The 19,632-nt window shown below is 45.7% G+C and carries 19 protein-coding genes and 1 pseudogene; 15 read left to right on the plus strand and 5 right to left on the minus strand.

All coding sequences use genetic code 11. The annotated features are described in order from the left end of the window. Positions 1–10: 10 nt before the first annotated feature. The 14 genes and pseudogenes from nuoE to J7649_RS13665 all read left to right on the plus strand — a co-directional run bounded on the left by nuoE (position 11) and on the right by J7649_RS13665 (position 14,574). On the plus strand, positions 11–520 hold the full coding sequence (gene nuoE, locus J7649_RS13600) for an NADH-quinone oxidoreductase subunit NuoE (protein WP_004280775.1): 510 nt from the start codon (positions 11–13) through the stop codon (positions 518–520). Beyond that, on the plus strand, positions 517–1,848 hold the full coding sequence (gene nuoF, locus J7649_RS13605) for an NADH-quinone oxidoreductase subunit NuoF (protein ID WP_005106202.1): 1,332 nt from the start codon (positions 517–519) through the stop codon (positions 1,846–1,848). Before nuoE ends, nuoF begins: the two co-directional genes overlap by 4 nt. Before the next feature lie 11 nt (positions 1,849–1,859). Then, the gene (nuoG, locus tag J7649_RS13610) at positions 1,860–4,538 is read left to right on the plus strand and encodes an NADH-quinone oxidoreductase subunit NuoG (RefSeq protein ID WP_219308623.1); all 2,679 of its coding nucleotides are present in this window, start codon (positions 1,860–1,862) and stop codon (positions 4,536–4,538) included. 3 nt (positions 4,539–4,541) lie between these two features. Further along, positions 4,542–5,558 (plus strand): NADH-quinone oxidoreductase subunit NuoH, encoded by a 1,017-nt coding sequence (gene nuoH, locus J7649_RS13615; protein ID WP_004280772.1) that lies wholly within the window; start codon positions 4,542–4,544, stop codon positions 5,556–5,558. Positions 5,559–5,576: 18 nt separating this feature from the next. Next, entirely contained in the window at positions 5,577–6,119 is a 543-nt protein-coding gene (gene nuoI / locus J7649_RS13620; protein WP_004280771.1) for an NADH-quinone oxidoreductase subunit NuoI, read from the plus strand. Further along, entirely contained in the window at positions 6,119–6,637 is a 519-nt protein-coding gene (gene nuoJ / locus J7649_RS13625; RefSeq protein WP_171054322.1) for an NADH-quinone oxidoreductase subunit J, read from the plus strand. The genes nuoI and nuoJ overlap by 1 nt, the downstream gene beginning before the upstream one ends. Beyond that, positions 6,637–6,945: an NADH-quinone oxidoreductase subunit NuoK gene (nuoK, locus tag J7649_RS13630; protein ID WP_004280769.1), complete on the plus strand. Its 309-nt coding sequence runs from the start codon at positions 6,637–6,639 to the stop codon at positions 6,943–6,945. The genes nuoJ and nuoK overlap by 1 nt, the downstream gene beginning before the upstream one ends. Further along, entirely contained in the window at positions 6,942–8,837 is a 1,896-nt protein-coding gene (gene nuoL, locus J7649_RS13635) for an NADH-quinone oxidoreductase subunit L (protein ID WP_219308625.1), read from the plus strand. Before nuoK ends, nuoL begins: the two co-directional genes overlap by 4 nt. Position 8,838: 1 nt before the next feature. Further along, positions 8,839–10,452, plus strand: coding sequence for an NADH-quinone oxidoreductase subunit M (gene nuoM, locus J7649_RS13640; RefSeq protein ID WP_004280767.1), 1,614 nt, complete (start codon positions 8,839–8,841; stop codon positions 10,450–10,452). A 3-nt stretch (positions 10,453–10,455) separates the two neighbouring features. Next, a complete protein-coding gene (gene nuoN, locus J7649_RS13645) occupies positions 10,456–12,000 on the plus strand; it encodes an NADH-quinone oxidoreductase subunit NuoN (RefSeq protein ID WP_219308627.1) in 1,545 nt (514 codons plus the stop codon). 123 nt (positions 12,001–12,123) lie between these two features. Next, complete coding sequence (upp, locus tag J7649_RS13650) at positions 12,124–12,759, plus strand: uracil phosphoribosyltransferase (RefSeq protein WP_004280765.1); 636 nt, start codon at positions 12,124–12,126, stop codon at positions 12,757–12,759. 84 nt (positions 12,760–12,843) lie between these two features. Continuing rightward, positions 12,844–13,137 (plus strand): cold shock domain-containing protein, encoded by a 294-nt coding sequence (locus J7649_RS13655; RefSeq protein WP_004732065.1) that lies wholly within the window; start codon positions 12,844–12,846, stop codon positions 13,135–13,137. A 192-nt stretch (positions 13,138–13,329) separates the two neighbouring features. Further along, complete coding sequence (locus J7649_RS13660; RefSeq protein ID WP_216986604.1) at positions 13,330–13,689, plus strand: hypothetical protein; 360 nt, start codon at positions 13,330–13,332, stop codon at positions 13,687–13,689. 163 nt (positions 13,690–13,852) lie between these two features. Continuing rightward, positions 13,853–14,574, plus strand: a pseudogene (locus J7649_RS13665) (cold shock domain-containing protein). A 39-nt stretch (positions 14,575–14,613) separates the two neighbouring features. Here J7649_RS13665 and gigC read toward each other — a convergent pair. After that, positions 14,614–15,492: a LysR family transcriptional regulator GigC gene (gene gigC, locus J7649_RS13670; RefSeq protein ID WP_004280761.1), complete on the minus strand. Its 879-nt coding sequence runs from the start codon at positions 15,490–15,492 to the stop codon at positions 14,614–14,616. An 85-nt stretch (positions 15,493–15,577) separates the two neighbouring features. Between gigC and J7649_RS13675 the strand changes: the two genes are divergently transcribed. Next, positions 15,578–16,339, plus strand: coding sequence for a ferredoxin--NADP reductase (locus J7649_RS13675; protein WP_219308629.1), 762 nt, complete (start codon positions 15,578–15,580; stop codon positions 16,337–16,339). Positions 16,340–16,414: 75 nt separating this feature from the next. Here the strand turns inward: J7649_RS13675 and J7649_RS13680 are convergent, their stop codons facing one another. The 4 genes from J7649_RS13680 to J7649_RS13695 all read right to left on the minus strand — a co-directional run bounded on the left by J7649_RS13680 (position 16,415) and on the right by J7649_RS13695 (position 19,576). After that, positions 16,415–17,140 carry an amino acid ABC transporter ATP-binding protein gene (locus J7649_RS13680; protein WP_219310128.1) on the minus strand — a complete coding sequence of 242 codons (726 nt, stop codon included), beginning with the start codon at positions 17,138–17,140 and terminating at the stop codon, positions 16,415–16,417. 14 nt (positions 17,141–17,154) lie between these two features. Beyond that, positions 17,155–17,838, minus strand: coding sequence for an ABC transporter permease subunit (locus J7649_RS13685; RefSeq protein WP_219308631.1), 684 nt, complete (start codon positions 17,836–17,838; stop codon positions 17,155–17,157). After that, positions 17,838–18,581 (minus strand): amino acid ABC transporter permease, encoded by a 744-nt coding sequence (locus J7649_RS13690; RefSeq protein ID WP_219308633.1) that lies wholly within the window; start codon positions 18,579–18,581, stop codon positions 17,838–17,840. Before J7649_RS13690 ends, J7649_RS13685 begins: the two co-directional genes overlap by 1 nt. A 62-nt stretch (positions 18,582–18,643) precedes the next feature. Beyond that, positions 18,644–19,576: a transporter substrate-binding domain-containing protein gene (locus J7649_RS13695; RefSeq protein ID WP_219308635.1), complete on the minus strand. Its 933-nt coding sequence runs from the start codon at positions 19,574–19,576 to the stop codon at positions 18,644–18,646. Positions 19,577–19,632: the final 56 nt, after the last annotated feature.

Below are 19,632 nucleotides of genomic sequence, written 5' to 3' on the forward strand. Positions count from 1 at the left end.
TAAACGCATTATGATGATTTTGACTGATAAAAAGCCACGTGTGAATGTTGAAGGAATTTTGACTGCGGACGAAATTCACGATATCGAACATCACATGGGGCACTACCCATACCCACGTGCAGCGTGTCTAGATGCGCTGAAGTGTGTACAACGCCGTAATGGCTGGGTAGATGATGCGCAAATGAATGCCATCGCACAAATGCTGAGCATGAGCGTTGCAGACCTTGAAGGTGTGGCAACGTTCTATAACCGTATTTACCGTCAGCCGGTCGGTCGTCACGTAATTTTATTATGTGATTCGATTGCGTGTTTCTTGATGGGTGCGGAAACTTTGGCAGAAGCATTCCAGCGCGAATTAGGAATCCAGTTTGGTCAAACGACTGCAGATGGTCGTTTCACTTTGCTGCCAATTTGCTGTCTGGGCAACTGTGACAAAGGTCCAACCTTAATGATTGATGAAGACACGCACGGTCTGGTTGAAGTGACTTCGGTGAAACAGCTGTTGGAGAAGTATGTATGAATACTGAACCAAAACCAATTTATGGCGACGGTAACCCGGAAACGCATCCATTAACATGGCGTTTAAGCAAACAAGCCAACGTACGTAATGCAGATGATTACGAAGCGCTGGAAGGTTATGCAGGCTTTAAAAAAGCACTGAGCATGTCGCCTAAAGATGTATTGGAAGTGGTTAAAGCAGCGACTGTTAAAGGTCGTGGTGGTGCAGGCTTCCCGGCAGGCATTAAATGGTCTTTGATGGCGCCAAACGACAACTCAGGTCCACGTTACCTGATTTGTAATGCCGATGAGATGGAACCAGGTACCTTTAAAGACCGTTTGTTGATGGAAGATCTTCCGCATCAATTGATCGAAGGGATGCTGATTGCGGGTTATACGCTTGAAGCAACACACGGTTATATCTTTATCCGTGGCGAGTACATTGAAGCTGCTCAGTACTTAAATGAAGCACTTGAGCAAGTTCGTGCCAAAGGTTACTTAGGGGATAACATCCTTGGTACAGGCTGGAACTTCGAGTTACACGTGCATACCGGTGCGGGTCGTTATATCTGCGGTGAAGAAACTGCATTGATTAACTCGCTAGAAGGTCGCCGTGCCAACCCGCGTACTAAACCGCCATTCCCGCAAGTTGCAGGTGCTTGGGGTCGTCCTACGATTGTCAACAACGTAGAGACCTACAACAACTTACCAGCCATCATGCTGCGTGGTCCTGAATGGTATATCAACTTGTCTGCGGGTAAGTCGAAAGATCCAGGCACCAAGATTTATGGTGCATCAGGTAAGGTAAAATTCCCGGGTCTATGGGAGCTTCCATTTGGTACGACAGCACGTGAAGTGATTGAAGACCATGCGGGTGGTATGCGTGACGGCTTAAAACTGAAAGCATGGTTACCGGGTGGTGCATCGACTGACTTCCTGGCTGCCGAGCATATTGATCTTCCTATGGATGCGGAAAGCATCATGAAAGCAGGTTCGCGTTTAGGGACTTGTTTGTTGATGGTGGTAGATGAAACCCAATGTATGGTTTCAGCGACACGTAACCTCGAAGAATTCTTTGCACGCGAATCATGTGGTTTCTGTACGCCTTGCCGTGATGGCTTACCTTGGGCTGTGAAAGCGCTGAAAGCACTGGAAGATGGCACAGGTAAGAAAGAAGATATCGATCACTTACAAGAACTGACTCGTAAGCTTTGGATTGGTAAAACTTTCTGTGCCCACGCACCGGGTGCAATGGAGCCGCTTATGGGCGCACTCAAATATTTCCGTGGCGAATTTGAAGCGAAGGTTGTGAATGCCGCCGCTCAAACCAGCAACGTAGAACAAGCTTAAGGAATTCGACTATGGCTACAATTCATGTCGATGGCAAATCGTATGAAGTCAACGGCTCGGAAAACTTGCTACAAGCATGTTTGAGTCTTGGCATTGATATCCCATACTTTTGTTGGCATCCATCCTTAGGTTCTGTCGGTTCTTGCCGTCAATGTGCCGTGACCCAGTACGCGAATCCAGAAGATACGCGTGGCCGTTTGGTCATGTCATGTATGACGCCAGCATCTGACAATACCTACATCTCGATTGAAGACAAAGAAGCCAAAGATTTCCGTGCTTCGATTGTTGAATTCTTGATGACCAACCATCCGCACGACTGTCCAGTCTGTGAAGAAGGGGGTCACTGTCATTTACAAGATATGACTGTAATGACGCAGCATGACCGTCGTCGCTACCGTTTCACGAAGCGTACCCATTACAACCAGGAGCTTGGCTCATTCATTTCTCACGAAATGAACCGTTGTATCGCGTGTTACCGTTGTGTGCGTTATTACAAAGACTACGCAGGTGGTACGGACTTCGGCGTGTATGCCAATGCATCACGTGTGTACTTCGGTCGTCCTGAATCAGGTACTTTAGAGTCTGAATTCTCGGGCAACCTGACTGAAGTATGTCCAACAGGTGTATTCACCGACAAAACTCATTCGGCTCGCTACAACCGTAAATGGGACATGCAGTATGCGCCAAGCGTATGCCAAGGCTGTTCTTCAGGTTGTAACATCTCTCCGGGTGAGCGTTATGGCGAACTTCGCCGCGTAGAAAACCGTTATAACGGTGAAGTCAACCAGTACTTCCTATGCGACAAAGGCCGTTTCGGTACAGGTTATGTGAACCGTGAGGACCGTCCGCGTCAACCACAATTCCGTCAAGGTGCAACTGTTGAAACTGTTTCAGTGGATGCAGCACTAGACACGGTCATTGCAAATATCCAGGGCAAAAAAGTATTGGGTATTGGTTCACCGCGTGCATCACTTGAATCAAACTTCGCACTTCGTGAGTTGGTGGGTCAAGAGAACTTCTCAACAGGTCTATCTCAAAAAGAGCAAAACCTGGTTGAGTTGGCAGCTTCTATCATGCAAACCGAGGGTGTTTACAACCCGAACATGCGTGAAATTGAAAGCTATGATGCAGTGCTAATCTTAGGTGAAGACTTAACCCAAACTGCGCCTCGTATGGCTTTATCTGTTCGCCAGGCTGCGAAAAATAAAGGCAAAGAGATGGCGGCAGAGCGCCGTACGCAAGAATGGTTAGCTGAGCCGGTACAACGTATTGCCCAAGATGCAAAATCTCCGATTTACATCCTGGCTGCGACACAAACCCGTTTGTCTGATGTTGCTGAAGGCGAAGTGGTTGCTTCTCCAAACGATATCGCGCGTTTAGGTTTTGCGGTTGCTGCAGCAGTTGCTGGTGAAACGATTCTTGGTTTAGATGACGATGCCAAAGCATTTGCACAAACCATTGCGGACACTTTAAAAGCTGCGAAGAAACCACTGGTCATCTCGGGTACAAGCTTGCAAGATCCTGCCATTATGGAAGCTGCTGCACAAGTTGCACAGAATCTGGGTAATGCAGGTCTGTCCTTGACGGTTCCTGAAGTGAACTCGATGGGTATGGCGATCTTGGGTGGTCAAAGCCTAGAGCAAGCATTTGCACAAGATTACGATACTGTGATTGTGGTTGAAAACGACCTTTACCGTCGTCTTCCTGCTGCACAGGTCGATGCTGCACTTGCAGGCAAAGAAGTGATCGTTCTGGATCACTCTGAAACTGAAACTGTGAAGAAAGCCGACATCGTACTTTCTGCCGCTTCGTTTGCTGAAGGTGATGGTACTGTCGTTTCTCAAGAAGGCCGTGCACAACGTTTCTACCAAGTGTATGACCCAAGCTACTACAATCCTGAATTGGCGATCAAGGAATCTTGGCGCTGGTTACACGCTCTGGAAACAGGCGTAAAAGGCAAAGCGATTTCTTGGACTTTACTGGATGACGTAATCGAGTCAGTGGCGAAGAACGTTCCTGCGCTTGAGGGCATTCTGGATGTTGCACCTGATGCGGGCTTCCGTGTTCATGGCTTGAAAGTGGCACGTGAACCACGTCGTTACTCAGGTCGTACTTCAATGCGTTCGCCATTGTCTGTACATGAGCCGAAACAGCCTACAGATAAAGACTCTGCATTAACGTTCTCGATGGAAGGTTATGTCGGAGACCAGACTCCATCTCCACTGGTTCCATTTGCATGGTCTGCAGGCTGGAACTCGCCACAAGCCTGGAACAAGTTCCAGGAAACTGTAGGTGGTTCACTCAAAGGTGGTGATTCAGGCGTTCGTTTATTCGACCGTTTGGCAAAACGTCCGGCACGTACATTCGTTGCACCGGCACCTGTTCTGGTCAATGCTGAAAGCTTCCGTCTGGTACCAATGCACCATATCTTTGGTTCAGGTGAATTCACGGTAAAAACACCAGCGATGGAAACACGTATTCCTGAAGCGGTATTTGCAGTGGGTGAGCAGGATGCAGCGCGCCTGAATGTTCAAGATGGTCAGACAATCACGGTGAAAGCAGGTGAAACGTCAATCGTTCTTCCAGTTCAAGTGATTGAATATTTACCGACAGGTTATATTGGCTACCCAATCGGTCTGGCACCGACGGTATCTCTTGCAGAGCCTGTTTCAGTCGCGGTAGGAGTGTAATTCATGGAACAAGAATTAATCCGTCAAACGCCGCTGTGGGCTGAAAACTGGCCAATTGCCTATTCAGTCATTCAAGCGATTGTGATCTTGCTGGTTGTAGTACTGATCGCTGCGTTGATGTCTTTTATTGAACGTCGTTTACTCGGCTTGTGGCAAGACCGTTACGGTCCGAACCGTGTTGGTCCGGGCGGTATGTTCCAGATTGTTGCCGACATGCTGAAAATCATGTTCAAGGAAGACTGGACACCAAAATTTGCTGACAAATTGACGTTCCGTATGGCGCCAGCAGTTGCGATGGCAACTGCGGTGCTATCGTTCATGGTTATTCCTGTATCACCTTATTTAGGTGTAGCAGACATGAACATCGGCCTGTTGTTCTTTATGGCAATGGCGGGTATTGCAGTTTATGCAGTCCTGTTCGGTGGCTGGTCATCAAACAACAAATATGCCTTACTGGGCGGTTTACGTTCTGCAGCTCAAACCATTTCGTATGAAGTGTTCTTGGGTATCTCGTTGATGGGTGTGGTGGCAATTGCCGGTTCATTCAACATGCGTGAAATCGTTGAAGCGCAAAAAGATGTCTGGTTTGTTATTCCTCAGTTCCTAGGTTTCCTGATCTTCGTGGTTGCGGGTGTTGCGGTAACGCATCGTCACCCATTTGACCAACCAGAAGCAGAACAAGAACTGGCAGAAGGTTACCATGTCGAATACGGCGGTATGAAGTGGGGGATGTTCTTCGTTGCGGAATACGTCAACGTGGTACTGATCTCTGCATTGATCGTGACGTTATTCTTCGGTGGCTGGCTTGCGCCATTCAACCTTGATATTCCGTTCCTTCCAGCAGCATTCTGGTTCATTATCAAAACAGCATTCTTTGTAATGATGTTTGTACTGGCGCGTGGTTCATTAATGCGTCCACGTTATGACCAGGTGATGAACTTTGGTTGGAAAATTTGCTTGCCATTGGCGTTGGTTAACCTTTTGGTAACTGGTGCTGTGATTCTGATGAATCAGGCCTAAGACAGCAGGGAGAACAAAATGTTTAAATTTCTAGCTGGATTCGGGTCAATCGTTCGTTCGTTGTGGATGGTGTTCAGCCACGCAACACGTAAACGTGACACCATTTTATATCCGGAAGTGCCGGCCGAAGAAATCGTGCCACCACGCTTCCGTGGTCGTATCGTATTGACGCGCGACCCTGATGGCGAAGAACGCTGTGTGGCATGTAACCTGTGTGCAGTTGCCTGTCCGGTAGGCTGTATTTCACTACAAAAAGCAGAACGTGAAGATGGTCGCTGGTATCCGGAATTTTTCCGTATCAACTTCTCGCGTTGTATTTTCTGCGGTATGTGTGAAGAAGCGTGTCCAACCACTGCGATTCAGATGACCCCGGACTTCGAGCTTGGCGAATATGTTCGTCAGGACCTGGTCTATGAAAAAGAACACCTGCTAATTTCTGGTCCTGGTAAATATCCTGACTATAACTTCTACCGTGTAACCGGTATGGCAGTTGCAGGCAAGGACAAAGGTCAAGCACAGCGTGAAAGTGCACCTGTTGATGTACGGAGTCTATTACCATGATGTGGCCATTTTATTTAATGGCCCTCGTGGCCATTGTCTCTACGGTTCGCGTGGTGACTAACGCGAATCCGGTACATGCTTTATTAAGTCTGATCGTGTCATTGCTTGCAGTCGCAGGCATGTTCCTGATCGTCGGTGCGCCATTCGCTGGTGCGCTGGAAGTAATTGTTTATGCGGGTGCGATCATGGTGTTGTTCGTGTTCGTGGTGATGATGCTGAACCTGGGTGAGCAGACCGTTGAACAAGAACGCAAATGGTTGACTTCATCGGCTTGGGCTTATCCGGCGTTGATGAGCTTCCTGATCGGTTTGGTGCTGGTATGGGTATTAAACTCTGATTACACACAAGCTTCACTGGTAATGGGTACAGAAATGGTGGGCCCGAAAGCAGTGGGTCAAGCACTCTTTACGCAATACTTGTTGTTGGTTGAAGTTGCCGCGATGTTATTGCTTGCTGCCTTGGTAGCTGCATTCCATTTGGGTAAACGTGAACCAGATGCAGAAGAGGAAAAAGAATAATGGGCAACATCCCTTTAGAGCATGGTTTGATCGTTGCATCTATTCTCTTTGCACTGGGTTTTTACGGTGTAATGGTGCGACGCAACCTACTATTTATTTTAATGAGCCTTGAAATCATGATGAACGCTGCTGCTTTAGCGTTCGTCCTGGCGGGCAGTGCATGGGCACAGCCAGATGGTCAGATCATGTTTATCCTGATCCTGACGCTTGCTGCGGCAGAGGCTTGTATTGGTCTTGCGATCGTCCTTCAGTTCTATCATCGCTTCCATCACCTGGATGTGGATGCTGCTAGTGAGATGCGCGGATGAGTTATTTATATCTAACAATTTTATTTCCGCTCATTGGTTTTGTCCTGTTAGCGGCGGGGCGCAACAAGCTTCCGGAATCTGTTGCAGCGATGATTGGTGTGGGTGCAGTCGGTTTATCTGCACTGTTCGCACTGATTGCAGGTATGGACTTTGTGAATAATGGTTCAACTGCAGTTGTGCAACATCTTTGGACCTGGTTCAGTGTTGGCGGTTTTGCTCCGGGCATCAGCTTGCAACTGGATGGCTTGTCTTTATTGATGCTGGGCATGGTGACAGGCGTGGGTTTCTTAATTCACATCTTTGCATCATGGTACATGCGCGGTGAAGAAGACTTCGCACGTTTCTTCTCTTACTTCAACCTGTTCGTTGCAAGCATGTTATTGCTGGTATTGGGTGACAACCTGGCGTTGTTATTCCTGGGTTGGGAAGGCGTAGGTCTGTGTTCATACCTGCTGATCGGTTATTACTACCAGAACCCTGCAAACGGTCTGGCGGCAATCAAGGCATTTACCGTGACCCGTATCGGTGACGTATTCTTGCTGATTGCCATGTTCCTGATCTTCCAGCAATTCGGTACCTTGAACATTCAGTACATCGTTGAAAATGCGGCGACTGTAATGACGCAAAGTTCTTCATTGACCATCTGGACAGCATTGCTCTTATTCTTGGGTGCGGCAGGTAAATCTGCACAGATCCCGTTACAAACATGGTTAGCCGATGCGATGGCAGGTCCGACACCTGTTTCTGCATTGATCCATGCTGCAACAATGGTAACAGCCGGTGTTTACCTGTGCTGCCGTCTGTTCGCAGTCTTTGAACTTGCACCAGAAGTGATGGTATTTATTTCGATCACAGGTGCGGTGACCTTGCTTGTGGCTGGTTTTGCTGCACTGGTTCAAACCGACATCAAACGTATTCTGGCATACTCAACCATGAGTCAGCTCGGTTATATGTTTATGGCGGTAGGTGCTGAAGCATACCAGGCAGGTCTGTTCCATATGCTGACTCACGCATTCTTCAAGGCATTATTGTTCTTGTCGTCTGGTGCGGTGATTCTGGCTTACCATCACGAACAAAACATCTTCAAGATGGGCGGTCTGTTCTACAAGAACAAATTCCTGTTTGCATGTTTCGCGATTGGTGGCGGTGCATTGGCAGCGATTCCATTCCTGACGATTGGTTTCTTCTCAAAAGATGCGATTCTTGCTGCAGTCTGGACGCAAAGTCATATTGCTGGTTTGCCAGTATATAACACGCTGTACTGGGTCGGTGTTGCAGGTGCATTCTTAACCTCTATTTATACATTCCGTTTAATTTGGGTTGTATTCTTTGGCAAAGAAAACACACCTTATCATGAAATCCAAGGTGCAACTTACTGGGCGCCACTGGCAATTCTTGCTGTACTTTCAACAGGTCTGGCGATCGTCCTAAAAGCACCGGTAATGAGCATTCTGGATGCTGCACAAATTCCAGCCTTCATTATTCCTGAAGCGCTTGAAGCAGGTGCACATGGTGCTGAATACATCGCAATTGCTGTTGCTTTGACAGGTCTTGCAGTGGGTGTCGTGCTGTTCGCTTTTGCTTACAATGCAGTCAAACGTTTTGCAGCCACTTCTGTAGGTGCTGGCCTGGTCAACATCTGCCGTAATGCATTAGGTTTCGATACGCTGTATGACATCATTTTCGTGAAGCCATATTTATTGTTCGCGAAGATCTTTGGTCGTGATCCAATTGATGGCCTATGGCTGGTACTTCCTGCACTTGTTAAAGGTGGTCACAGCTTTACAAGTTCACGTCAAACCGGTTCACTGCGTGAATATGCATCTAGTATGGGGCTCGGTGTCGTTGTCCTACTGATGATCTTGATCGTGATTCAGGTCGTGGGGAAATAAAATGGAAGCTCCAAACAATATTATTTTGCCGGCTCTGATCCTCATTCCGTTCATTGCAGGTTTCATATGCTGGTTGGTCGATAAACTCGACCAACACTTGCCGCGTTATATCGCGCTGATCGGTATGCTGGTGACCTTGGTCTTGACCATCGTCCTTTGGCAGACTGGTACTTATAACTATGAATTAGGCGGTGCTACACCTTCGTGGGCTGCCGAATTCAAATTGCCTTGGATTCAAACCCTGGGCATTAACATTCACTTGGCAGTGGATGGTTTATCACTTCTTATGGTTGGCTTGACTGCACTCTTGGGTGTATTGGCAGTAGGCTGTTCATGGGGCGAGATTCAAAAGAACGTTGGTTTCTTCCACTTGAACCTTTTATGGTCGTTGGGTGGCGTCATCGGTGTGTTTCTGGCGATTGACTTATTCCTGTTCTTCTTCTTCTGGGAGATGATGCTGGTACCGATCTACTTCCTGATTGCCCTTTGGGGTCATAAAGGGGCAGAAGGCAAGTCACGTGTTTATGCAGCTAACAAGTTCTTCATTTACACGCAGGTTGCCGGTTTGGTGATGCTGATTGGTATCTTGGGTCTGGTGACTGTAGGCTATACCATGACGGGTGAAATCCGTTTCGACTATAACTATTTATTAGGTGTGGCGAATACGCTTGATGCTCAGGCGCCAGCGGTTGCTTATGCGTTCATGATCTGTTTATTCATCGGTTTTGCGGTAAAACTTCCAGTTTTCCCATTACACGGCTGGTTACCAGATGCGCATGCGCAAGCACCAACAGCGGGTTCTGTCGATCTTGCAGGTATCTTGATTAAGACTGCGGCGTACGGTTTATTACGTTTCGTGATTCCGTTCTTCCCGGCAGCGTCTGCACAGTTTGCAGACTTCGCAATCATTCTTGGTTTAATCGGTATTTTCTACGGTGCTTGGTGTGCTTTCCAGCAAACCGACATGAAACGCCTGTTGGCTTATACCTCTATTTCACACATGGGCTTCGTTTTACTTGCGATCTACGCAGGTAACATCCTGACCTTCCAGGGTCTGATGATCATGATGTTGGCACATGGTATTTCATCTGCTGCGCTGTTCATTATGTGTGGTCAGGTATATGAGCGTGTGCATACACGTGATATGCGTTTGATGGGTGGTATGCGTGGTCAGTTCCCATATCTTGCATTCTTCCTGATGTTCTTCGTTGCGGCATTGGTGGGTATTCCAGGTCTAGGTAACTTCATTGGTGAGTTCCTGATCCTGATGGGTGCTTATGCGAAATTCCCGGCGTTTACCATTCTTGCGGCAATCAGCTTGGTATTTGCGGGTCTGTACGGTCTGATCCTGATTCACAAAGCCCTGTTTGGTGTACCAAATGAAGCGCAACAGCAGCACTATACAAATCCATTAAAAGATCTAAATGCACGTGAAATCGCATTACTGTTGATCTGTGCGTTTGGTCTACTTTGGCTTGGTCTATATCCACAAAGCTTCCTTGACGTTTCTAACTCAAGCATGGCGTGGTTAGCGAATAGCTACATTCCAGTTCAAGAAGTGGTTGAAGTTGCTGATCAAGTAACGACTCAACTTGAAAATGTGGAGATCCAATAAGCCATGAACTTCACAATGTCTTTTTCTGAGCTTATGCCTCTAGCACCTGTGATGATCGTGTCGTTAACTGCGATCGTCGTGATGTTGCTGACCGCAATCAAGCGTAACCATAACCTGGTGGCTACCACCACAGTGATTGGTTTAAACCTTGCTGCGTTCTATATCATTTTCGTTTTGTTGGCGGGCGTATTTGCACCTGCCAACGTGATGAATCTGTTCATCGTAGATCCATTTACGATGCTGTACCAGTTTGTGATCCTGGTTGCTGCACTTGCATGTGCAACGCTATCTCACGCGTATATCGAAACCTATAAAGATAACCGTGAAGAGCTGTATATCCTGATGCTGACATCCGTTGCGGGTGCCATGCTAATGGTAGCTAGCTCACACTATGCATCATTCTTTATTAGCCTTGAGTTAATGTCGATTCCCGTATATGGCTTGTTGGCATATACACATCAACGTTCTCAATCGCTTGAAGCGGGTGTGAAATATCTGGTGCTTTCAGCAACTGCGTCTGCAATGCTGCTCATGGGTATGGCATATATTTATGCATATACAGGTACTTTAAGTTTCGTTGCTGAACCAGGCAAACTGTTTACCGTATTCAGTCAACCGGCTGTCGTGATTGGTCTGGCTTTAATTGTATTTGCAGTAGCATTTAAATTATCGCTGGCACCATTCCACAAATGGACACCAGATGTATACGCTGGTGCCCCAGCCCCAGTCGCGACTTTCCTTGCGACTGTTGCGAAAGTAGCCATGATTGGTCTGTTTGTTCGTTATGCTTTGTCTTCAGGTTTAATCCTGGCAGACAGCTTTGTAACGATCATTTCAATCATTGCAGTTCTGTCTATCCTTGCAGGTAACCTGCTGGCGGTTCGCCAAGTGAACTTGAAACGTATCCTGGCATACTCTTCAATTGCACACTTCGGTTATTTGCTGGTTGCCATCGTCAGTTCACGTAATACGGATTTCTTACAAGTTCAAGGTTTCGCGACTTTTGAAAGTGTAAACGTCTACGTGATTACTTATGTATTAACCACGATCGGTGCGTTCGGTGTTGTTACGCTAATGTCTAGTCCGTATAACAATACGGATGAAGCGGGTAGTCTGGCTGAATACCGTGGTCTGTTCTGGCGCCGTCCAGTATTGACTGCTGTATTGACAGTGATGATGCTGTCTCTTGCAGGTATTCCTTTAACTGCCGGCTTTATCGGTAAGTTCCTGGTGATTAAAACTGCAGTTGCAGGCGAAGCCTGGTTCCTGACTGCCATGGTCATCCTGGGTTCTGGTATCGGTCTGTACTACTACCTACGTGTGATGGTTGTGCTTTACATGACACCACCTGAAACACCACGTCTAGATGCGGTGAATCATTGGGGTCAAAAAGTCGGTGGTATCATGGTACTTCTTGCTGCGCTTGCGGTACTTGTGATTGGTGTCTACCCAGATCCGATGATTGCAGTATCTAAATATGCATTCTTTGCCATGTCACCTGAATTGCAACAGTTCATTTTCACTTTGGTTCAAAGTGGTTTTAACTAATATCTGTAAAGATTGACGTTATTACAAAAAAGCCTCCATGATTGGAGGCTTTTTTATTTATACAAATCAATAAAAGCCTTTATAATAGCGGAAATTTATCTTTAACCTTTTAGGTGTTCTCCCGTGGCAATCCATGAAATCCGTCATCCACTCATTCGACATAAGCTTGGTTTACTCCGTCGTGCAGATATTAGTACCAAAAATTTCCGTGAGTTAGCTCAAGAAGTGACCATGCTTCTGACTTATGAAGCAACTAAAGACCTGCCAATGGTTGAACATGATATTGATGGCTGGAATGGTGCTGTTACAGTTGACCGTATTGCGGGTAAAAAAATCACGGTTGTGCCAATTCTACGTGCCGGTATTGGTATGCTCGACGGTTTCTTGAACCTGATTCCAAGTGCAAAAGTATCAGTACTTGGTTTAGAGCGTGATGAAGAAACTCTGGAAGCACGTACCTATTATAAAAAACTGGTTCCAGACGTACAAAACCGTATCGCGATGATCATTGATCCAATGTTGGCGACTGGTTCTTCTTTAGTGGCTGCCATTGATGTACTGAAAGCCAGCGGCTGTAAAGATATTCGTGTGATGGTTCTGGTTGCTGCACCAGAAGGCATTAAGCGTGTAGAAGCTACGCATCCGGATGTGGTGATTTTTACTGCTTCTATCGATAATGGCTTAAATGAAAATGGTTATATCGTTCCAGGTCTTGGCGATGCTGGCGATAAAATCTTTGGTTCAGTTCAAAAAGACTAATTTTTGAATATGATGAAAAAAGGGGCTACTACAGCCTCTTTTTTATATAATGTAGACAGGGCATTTTCAGGATAGGACAATAGCATGAAAGATGAATTGTATCAGGGCAAAATCAAACAGTATGACCCTGCCAAAGGTTTCGGTTTTATTGGCTGCGCTGAGGGAGATGTATTCTTCCATATTTCAGACTTCCCTGCGGCAGAAGGCGAGCCAAAACGTAATGAACGCGTAAAATTTAATGTTGTTGAAAATGGCGATAAGTACAAAGCGATTAAGATTGAACGTGTCGAAGACAACTCAAAGAAAGCTAAAAAAACCAAAGTGGCGACACACAATAAATCAATTACATCGGCATTGTTAAATAACTTCCGTGGTTAATGGATAATCTTCATACTTAAATCGTGTTGAGTCACATTTAAAAAGAGGCTTTCGAGCCTCTTTTTTATAGTGCCACCGTTTAGATATTCAAAGAGACAGACAGCACATAAAAAATCCACCAAACAGCAACAATGCTGAACATTTCCTTTGGCTTAGAATACAAATTAAATGAATTCTATAGAGAAAAGTGTCATGTTTAGGGATGGAAAAATTAAAACTTACGATTCCGAACGTGGTATGGGTACTTTGGAGTTGATAGGAGAAGCTCAAGATTTAAGTTTCGAGTTACAGGATTTACCTTCGCCTGAAATTGAACCACAAATTGGAGAGCGGCTTAAATTTAGAATCATTCCCCAACAAGGCAGCATGAAATTAGACAACATGGTACGTCTGGATATTAAAGTGCAGGATGAATTTGTGCCAGAAGTCGTCGCCTTGCAATCCTTGGCACCCACAGTCGGTGTTCCTGTACGTAATTCACTTTTCTTTAGTCCGACCCTATGGCTGGCATTGGCATCAGCTGTTGGTTTTATGATTTTTGGCGAAGTATAAATAAAAACAGAAATTTTATTTTTTTTACTTTTAACTAGGGATCTATTCTTCCGCCATAAGATGCACTTCTAGTTTTTATGTTTCTGCTTTAGAGAATTTTACAAAAGATTTTCAGTCTCTTTTTGATTACAATCATAAAAAATATTAAAGATAAGAGCGAATTATGTTTCAAGAGGGGAAAATCAAAGCCTATAACGAAGATCGTGGTTTTGGTTTTATTCAGATCGAAGGGCAATCCAAAGATTTATTTTTCCATGTCAAAGACTTTCCCAATAAAAATATTCCGCCAAAAATGGGGGAAAAATTAAAGTTTTTGATTGTGGAAGATAATGGAAAGTTTAAGGCAAACCATATTATTCGCTTGGATATTAAGCAAGAAGTTCCTGTTACACAAAACAATGATCTACATGGAGATACTGAAACCAGAGCTTCTCTACGTTATGAAAAAAAAAATCATCAACTACATCAAAAATAATCACAATATCAGGACTGGTGATTATGGTGATTCTTGCTGTTCTTGTTTATAACAAATACCAAAGCTACCAAGTTCAAAAACAGCAAAAGCTGGAAGGACTGATGGTAGAGCAGCAACGAATTGTCGCTGAACAGCGAGCAGCGCAAGGTGATCTACCTATGCAAGGATTATCTGAGCAGGGCAGGAAGAACCTGGAAAATCAAGGCACTGAGTTAAGAAGCCAAAGTAACCCAGTTAATTCGAAAACTTCAGAAACGACTTCGCCATCTGTATCTCAATTTAAATGCGATGGTCGAGAACACTGTAGTCAGATGGGTTCTTATGAGGAAGCATTATTTTTCATTCGTAACTGTCCAAATACTAAAATGGATGGTGACGGCGATGGGATACCATGTGAAAGTCAGTTTTGATGAATCCTAAAAAAAGCACCTGAAGGTGCTTCTAATATTTTAGCTTTCACAAAAATTCATAAAGGCTCTCAGACCTGGACCCTGATATTTCTGGCGATGTACCAGCATAAACAGAGGACGAGTCAGCGACCAGAATGGTGTATCCAGAATTACCAGTTGACCTTTTTCACGTAAAGGCTCAATCGCAAGTTTGGAAATGCAGGACATACCAATTCCGCCCGCTACAATTTTTAAAATCGCTTCATTATGACCGAGTGTTAGACGGATATTGGCATCTGGTACATCTTTCAAGATGGCATTGTCAAACACCTCACGGGTACCTGAACCTTCTTCACGCAAAATCCATTCTACAGATTTGAAATCTTCAGCGGTTAGTTCACGGTTCAATTGCGCAAGAGGGTGGTCTGGCGCACAGCACACAGCCAGCTCATCATCACGCCAATGGATACATTGCAATTGTGGCAGATGACAAGATCCTTCGATCAGGGCCAGATCCAGCTGGAACTGATTCACCGCTTCAATCATTTGACGGGTATTACCGACTTGAAGCTGTAAATGTGCTTGCGGCTTGATTTTCAAGAAATCGGCCATCAGGTCAGGAATCAGGTAATCTGAAATCGTCAGGGTTGCACCCAAACGTAAATCGATACTTTGAAGCTCACCTTTAGCGACTTGTTCAAAAGATTCACAACGACCTAAAATTTCCAGGGCTTGAGGGAGAAGAAAGCGCCCCAGGTCATTTAGCTGTAAACGTTTGCCTAGACGGTCAAATAGTGGAGCACCCAGACCATCTTCCAGATCTGCTAAAGCCATACTAGCCGCACTTTGTGTAAGCTTGACGGCATCGCTAGCCTTCGTTACGGTACCCTCTTGTGCCACTGCTACAAAAACAGCCAATTGGCGTAAAGTCATGCGCATGGGTAGAGCCTTAACATTTAAAAAATATTAATAAATTATGTTGCCATGCTACCATGAGCACAGTCTTTCATGCCACGTTGAAATCATGTCAATTGAAAAATTTACCCGAGAAAAAGTTTTATCTGTACACCGTTGGACCAATACATTATTTAGTTTTACGATGACACGCCCGGCACATTTTAAGTTTACCGCAGGGCAGTTTGCGCGTATTGGTTTGCAAGTGGGGGATGAACTGGTGGTTCGTGCCTATTCGGTAGTGTCATCTCCTTTTGATGAAACTCTGGAGTTTTTCTCGATTGTCGTTCCTGAAGGTAAATTTACCTCCAATTTACAGCACCTCAAAGTCGGGGATGAGCTGCATCTGGAAAAAATTCCTTATGGTTATCTGACTCTGGCACGTTATCAATTGCCTTTGCCTAAAGACCTATGGTTACTGGGTACCGGCACGGGGCTGGCACCGTTTATTTGCATGTTGCAAGACTTTGAGACCTGGAGCAAATACGAAAAAATCAATCTGGTTTATAGTGTACGCACCCGGGCAGAACTCGCTTATGTTGACCGGATTCAGGAAATCGCCGAGACCTTTGGTGAAGGGCATACCGGTTTTAAATTTATCCCGATTATTACCCGTGAACCCGATGCACCTTTACACGACCGTTTACCCATTCTGATTGCCAATGGTGAGCTGGAAAAAGCAGCAGGTATAGCGCTTAATCCGGAAACAACGCATGTCATGCTTTGTGGTAACCCGGATATGGTCGATGACACCAAAGAAGCCTTAAAAGCCCGTGGCCTGACCATGAACCGTCGTGGTGAAGGTAATATCGCGGTCGAGAATTACTGGTAAGGCTGAATCTAGCCTCGTCAAAAGCTCATCCCAAGATGAGCTTTTTTGTGAATGATCCTATTTAAGGACGATAGCTTAGTGCAGAATCTTGTTTAAGAATTGCTGGGCACGCTCACCACGCGGTGTATTGAAGAAGTCGTCTTTACTGCAATCTTCCACAATTTTACCCTGATCCATGAAGATCACCCGATTGGCGACTTGTCGTGCAAAGCCCATTTCATGCGTGACACACATCATGGTCATGCCTTCTTGGGCCAGTCCGACCATGACATCAAGCACTTCATTAATCATCTCAGGATCAAGTGCAGAAGTCGGTTCATCAAATAACATGGCAATCGGATCCATACTCAGTGCACGGGCAATCGCAACACGTTGCTGCTGTCCTCCAGAAAGCTGTGCCGGATATTTATTGGCCTGTGTACTTAAGCCGACACGATCCAGATAGGCAAGCCCTTTCTGCTTGGCCTCGGCTTCAGAACGACCTAATACTTTGATTTGTGCAATGCTCAGGTTCTCCATAATGCTGAGATGCGGGAACAACTCAAAATGCTGAAAGACCATGCCAACGCGACTGCGCAATTTATTTAAATTGGTTTTCGGATCATTAATTTTGATCCCATCCACCAGAATATTGCCTTGCTGGACAGGTTCTAGGCCATTGACGGTTTTAATCAGGGTGGATTTTCCTGAGCCTGAAGGACCGCAGACAACGACAACTTCACCTTGCCGGATCTGCGTCGTGCAGTCAGTCAGTACCTGGAAATCCTTATACCATTTGCTGACATGCTGGAGGTCAATCATGACTTTAGCTTCGCTCATACAGTTAACCTCTGTTGTAATTTTTTCACGATATATGTAGCGATCATGCTGACGATGAAATACACCAAACCGGCAAAAAGAATATATTGAGTCAGTAAAGACATCAGATCACCCCGGACATAATTGGTACGGAAAAAGTCCAGCAGGCCAATCGCATAGACCATGGTGGAATCCTGAAACAAAATAATGGTCTGTTGCAATAACAAGGGTGTCATCTTGCGAAAAGCCTGAGGCAGCACAATCAGCCGCATGGACTGGCTATAGCTCATGCCCAGTGCAGAGGCGGCATCGGTTTGTCCCTTGGGAATAGACTGAATCCCGGCACGGACAATTTCGGAAAAATAGGCGGCTTCAAACAGCATAAAGGCGACAATACTGGACACCAATGCCGTATCCATGGTCAGGTAGTTTCCAGTCACCCCGGTATAGATAAAGGGCACAGCGAAATAGAACCACATCAGCACCAACAGCAGGGGAATCGAACGGAACAGATTCACATAGCCTTTGGCAATCCAGTTCAATATTCGGATTGAAGACAGCCGCATCAAGGCGAGTAAGGTACCAATCAAAACTCCGCCAACCGTGGCAAAACATAAAACTTTTAAGGTGATACTGAAACCATGCCAGAGGGCCGGTGCCGATAACTGTAAATCCTGAAAAAACGCAGTGAACCATTCCATTATTTCACTCCTGCAATCAGACCAGGCACCTGAAATCGCTTTTCCAGGAAGTTCATCAAGCCTATTAAGCAGACATTAATCAGGATAAAAATCAGCGTGACGTAGGTATAAATCTCAATGGTATTTTGGGTATATTCGCTGATGGTTTTCATCTGGGAAATGATTTCTGCAACCCCAACCAGTGAAGCCACCGAAGTATTCTTGACGCAGTTGGTCAGTTCAGAACTGAGCGGTGGCAAGATCATGCGGAAAGACTGCGGTAAAATCACATAGCGGTATAATTGTGCGGTACTAAAACCCATGGCATAGCCCGCATTGACCTGCCCGGGTGGGATGGCTTCAATTCCGGTACGTACCTGTTCGCAAACCCGCGCTGCGGTAAACAGCCCCAAGCCGATACTGGCAGAAATTAGCGCCGTGGTATTGGCGCCTAAATCATTGATCCACCAGTTGTGAATGCTGTCCGGTAGAAAGTCGGGCACCACATAAAACCAGATAAATAACTGGATCAGTAAAGGTATATTACGGAAAATAGTGACGTAAGTAGTCCCAATTGCTCGAGCCGTAGGACTGGGTAAGGTCCGCATGATGCCCAGAAGACTACCCAGGAGCATGGCAATCGACCAGGCCACAATCGCAATCACGGCCAACCAGCCGATGCCAGTCATAATCCAGTTGAGATAGGTGCTATCGCCAATCCCGGTCGGCTGTAATAAGACACCCCAATTCCAGCTGTAATTCATCGCAACTCCAACAAATATGCTCAGGCAGATCATGCCCAAGCAATGTGGATAAAATTTAGAACTTATTGATCACGGTCATGCGGGTTGCTAATCAAGCTTTTTAAGTCGTCCGACATGGCAAAGTTTAGATTGATATTTTTCGGTGGAATGGGCGACTGGAACCATTTTTTATACATATTGTTGATTTCACCTGAGCTATACGTGGCTTTAATCGCGTCATCGACCACCTGCTTAAATTTGGTGTCGCCTTTACGGAGCATACAGCCGTAAATTTCATTGATTGGCGCAGTCCCGACAATCTGCCATTGCTCCGGATTTTTAGCCTTGGATTTTTCTCCGGCCAGCAGAATGTCATCCATCATAAAGGCTGCAGCACGGCCACTTTGTAGCATTAAAAAAGATTCTGCATGATCTTTGGCGGAAATGATTTCACCAATGCCCAATTCTTTTTCATGCTGACGGATATAACGTTCCGATGTGGTACCGGCCGTGGTCACCAGCTTTTTGCCTTTCAGATCGCTAAAGTCCTTGATTCCGGAATCGGTTGCGGTTAACAGGCGAGAACCCACTTCAAAGAAGCCGACCGAGAAATCGACCTGTTGCTGACGTTCCTTGTTGTTAGTCGTCGAACCACATTCCAGATCTACTGTACCGTTGGAGACCAGTGGAATCCGGTTCTGGCTGGTCACCAGGTTATAACGGATTTTTAAATCAGGAAGATTCAGCTTCTGTTTAACGGCTTCGACCACTTTCAGTTGCAGGTCATGCGCATAGCCAACCGGCTGATTCGGGTTGTCGGCAATATAGGAAAATGGAATCGAGGAGTCGCGATAACCTAGAACAATGGTGCCGGACTGTTTAATTTTATTCAGTGTGCCGGAAGCATTCTCGCCACTTTGCTGATGATTTGGCGCCTGATTATCACTACAGGCACTCAGTCCCAAGGTCAGGGCACTGACACACAGCAGCGTGGCGAACTGATATTTTGATTTCATCGTAAAACTCCATTTTTCAATTATTATGCTTGAGCCGATTTCTAATGCTGAGACTG

The organism is Acinetobacter lwoffii, from assembly GCF_019343495.1.
Taxonomy (GTDB): Bacteria; Pseudomonadota; Gammaproteobacteria; order Pseudomonadales; family Moraxellaceae; genus Acinetobacter; species Acinetobacter lwoffii_P.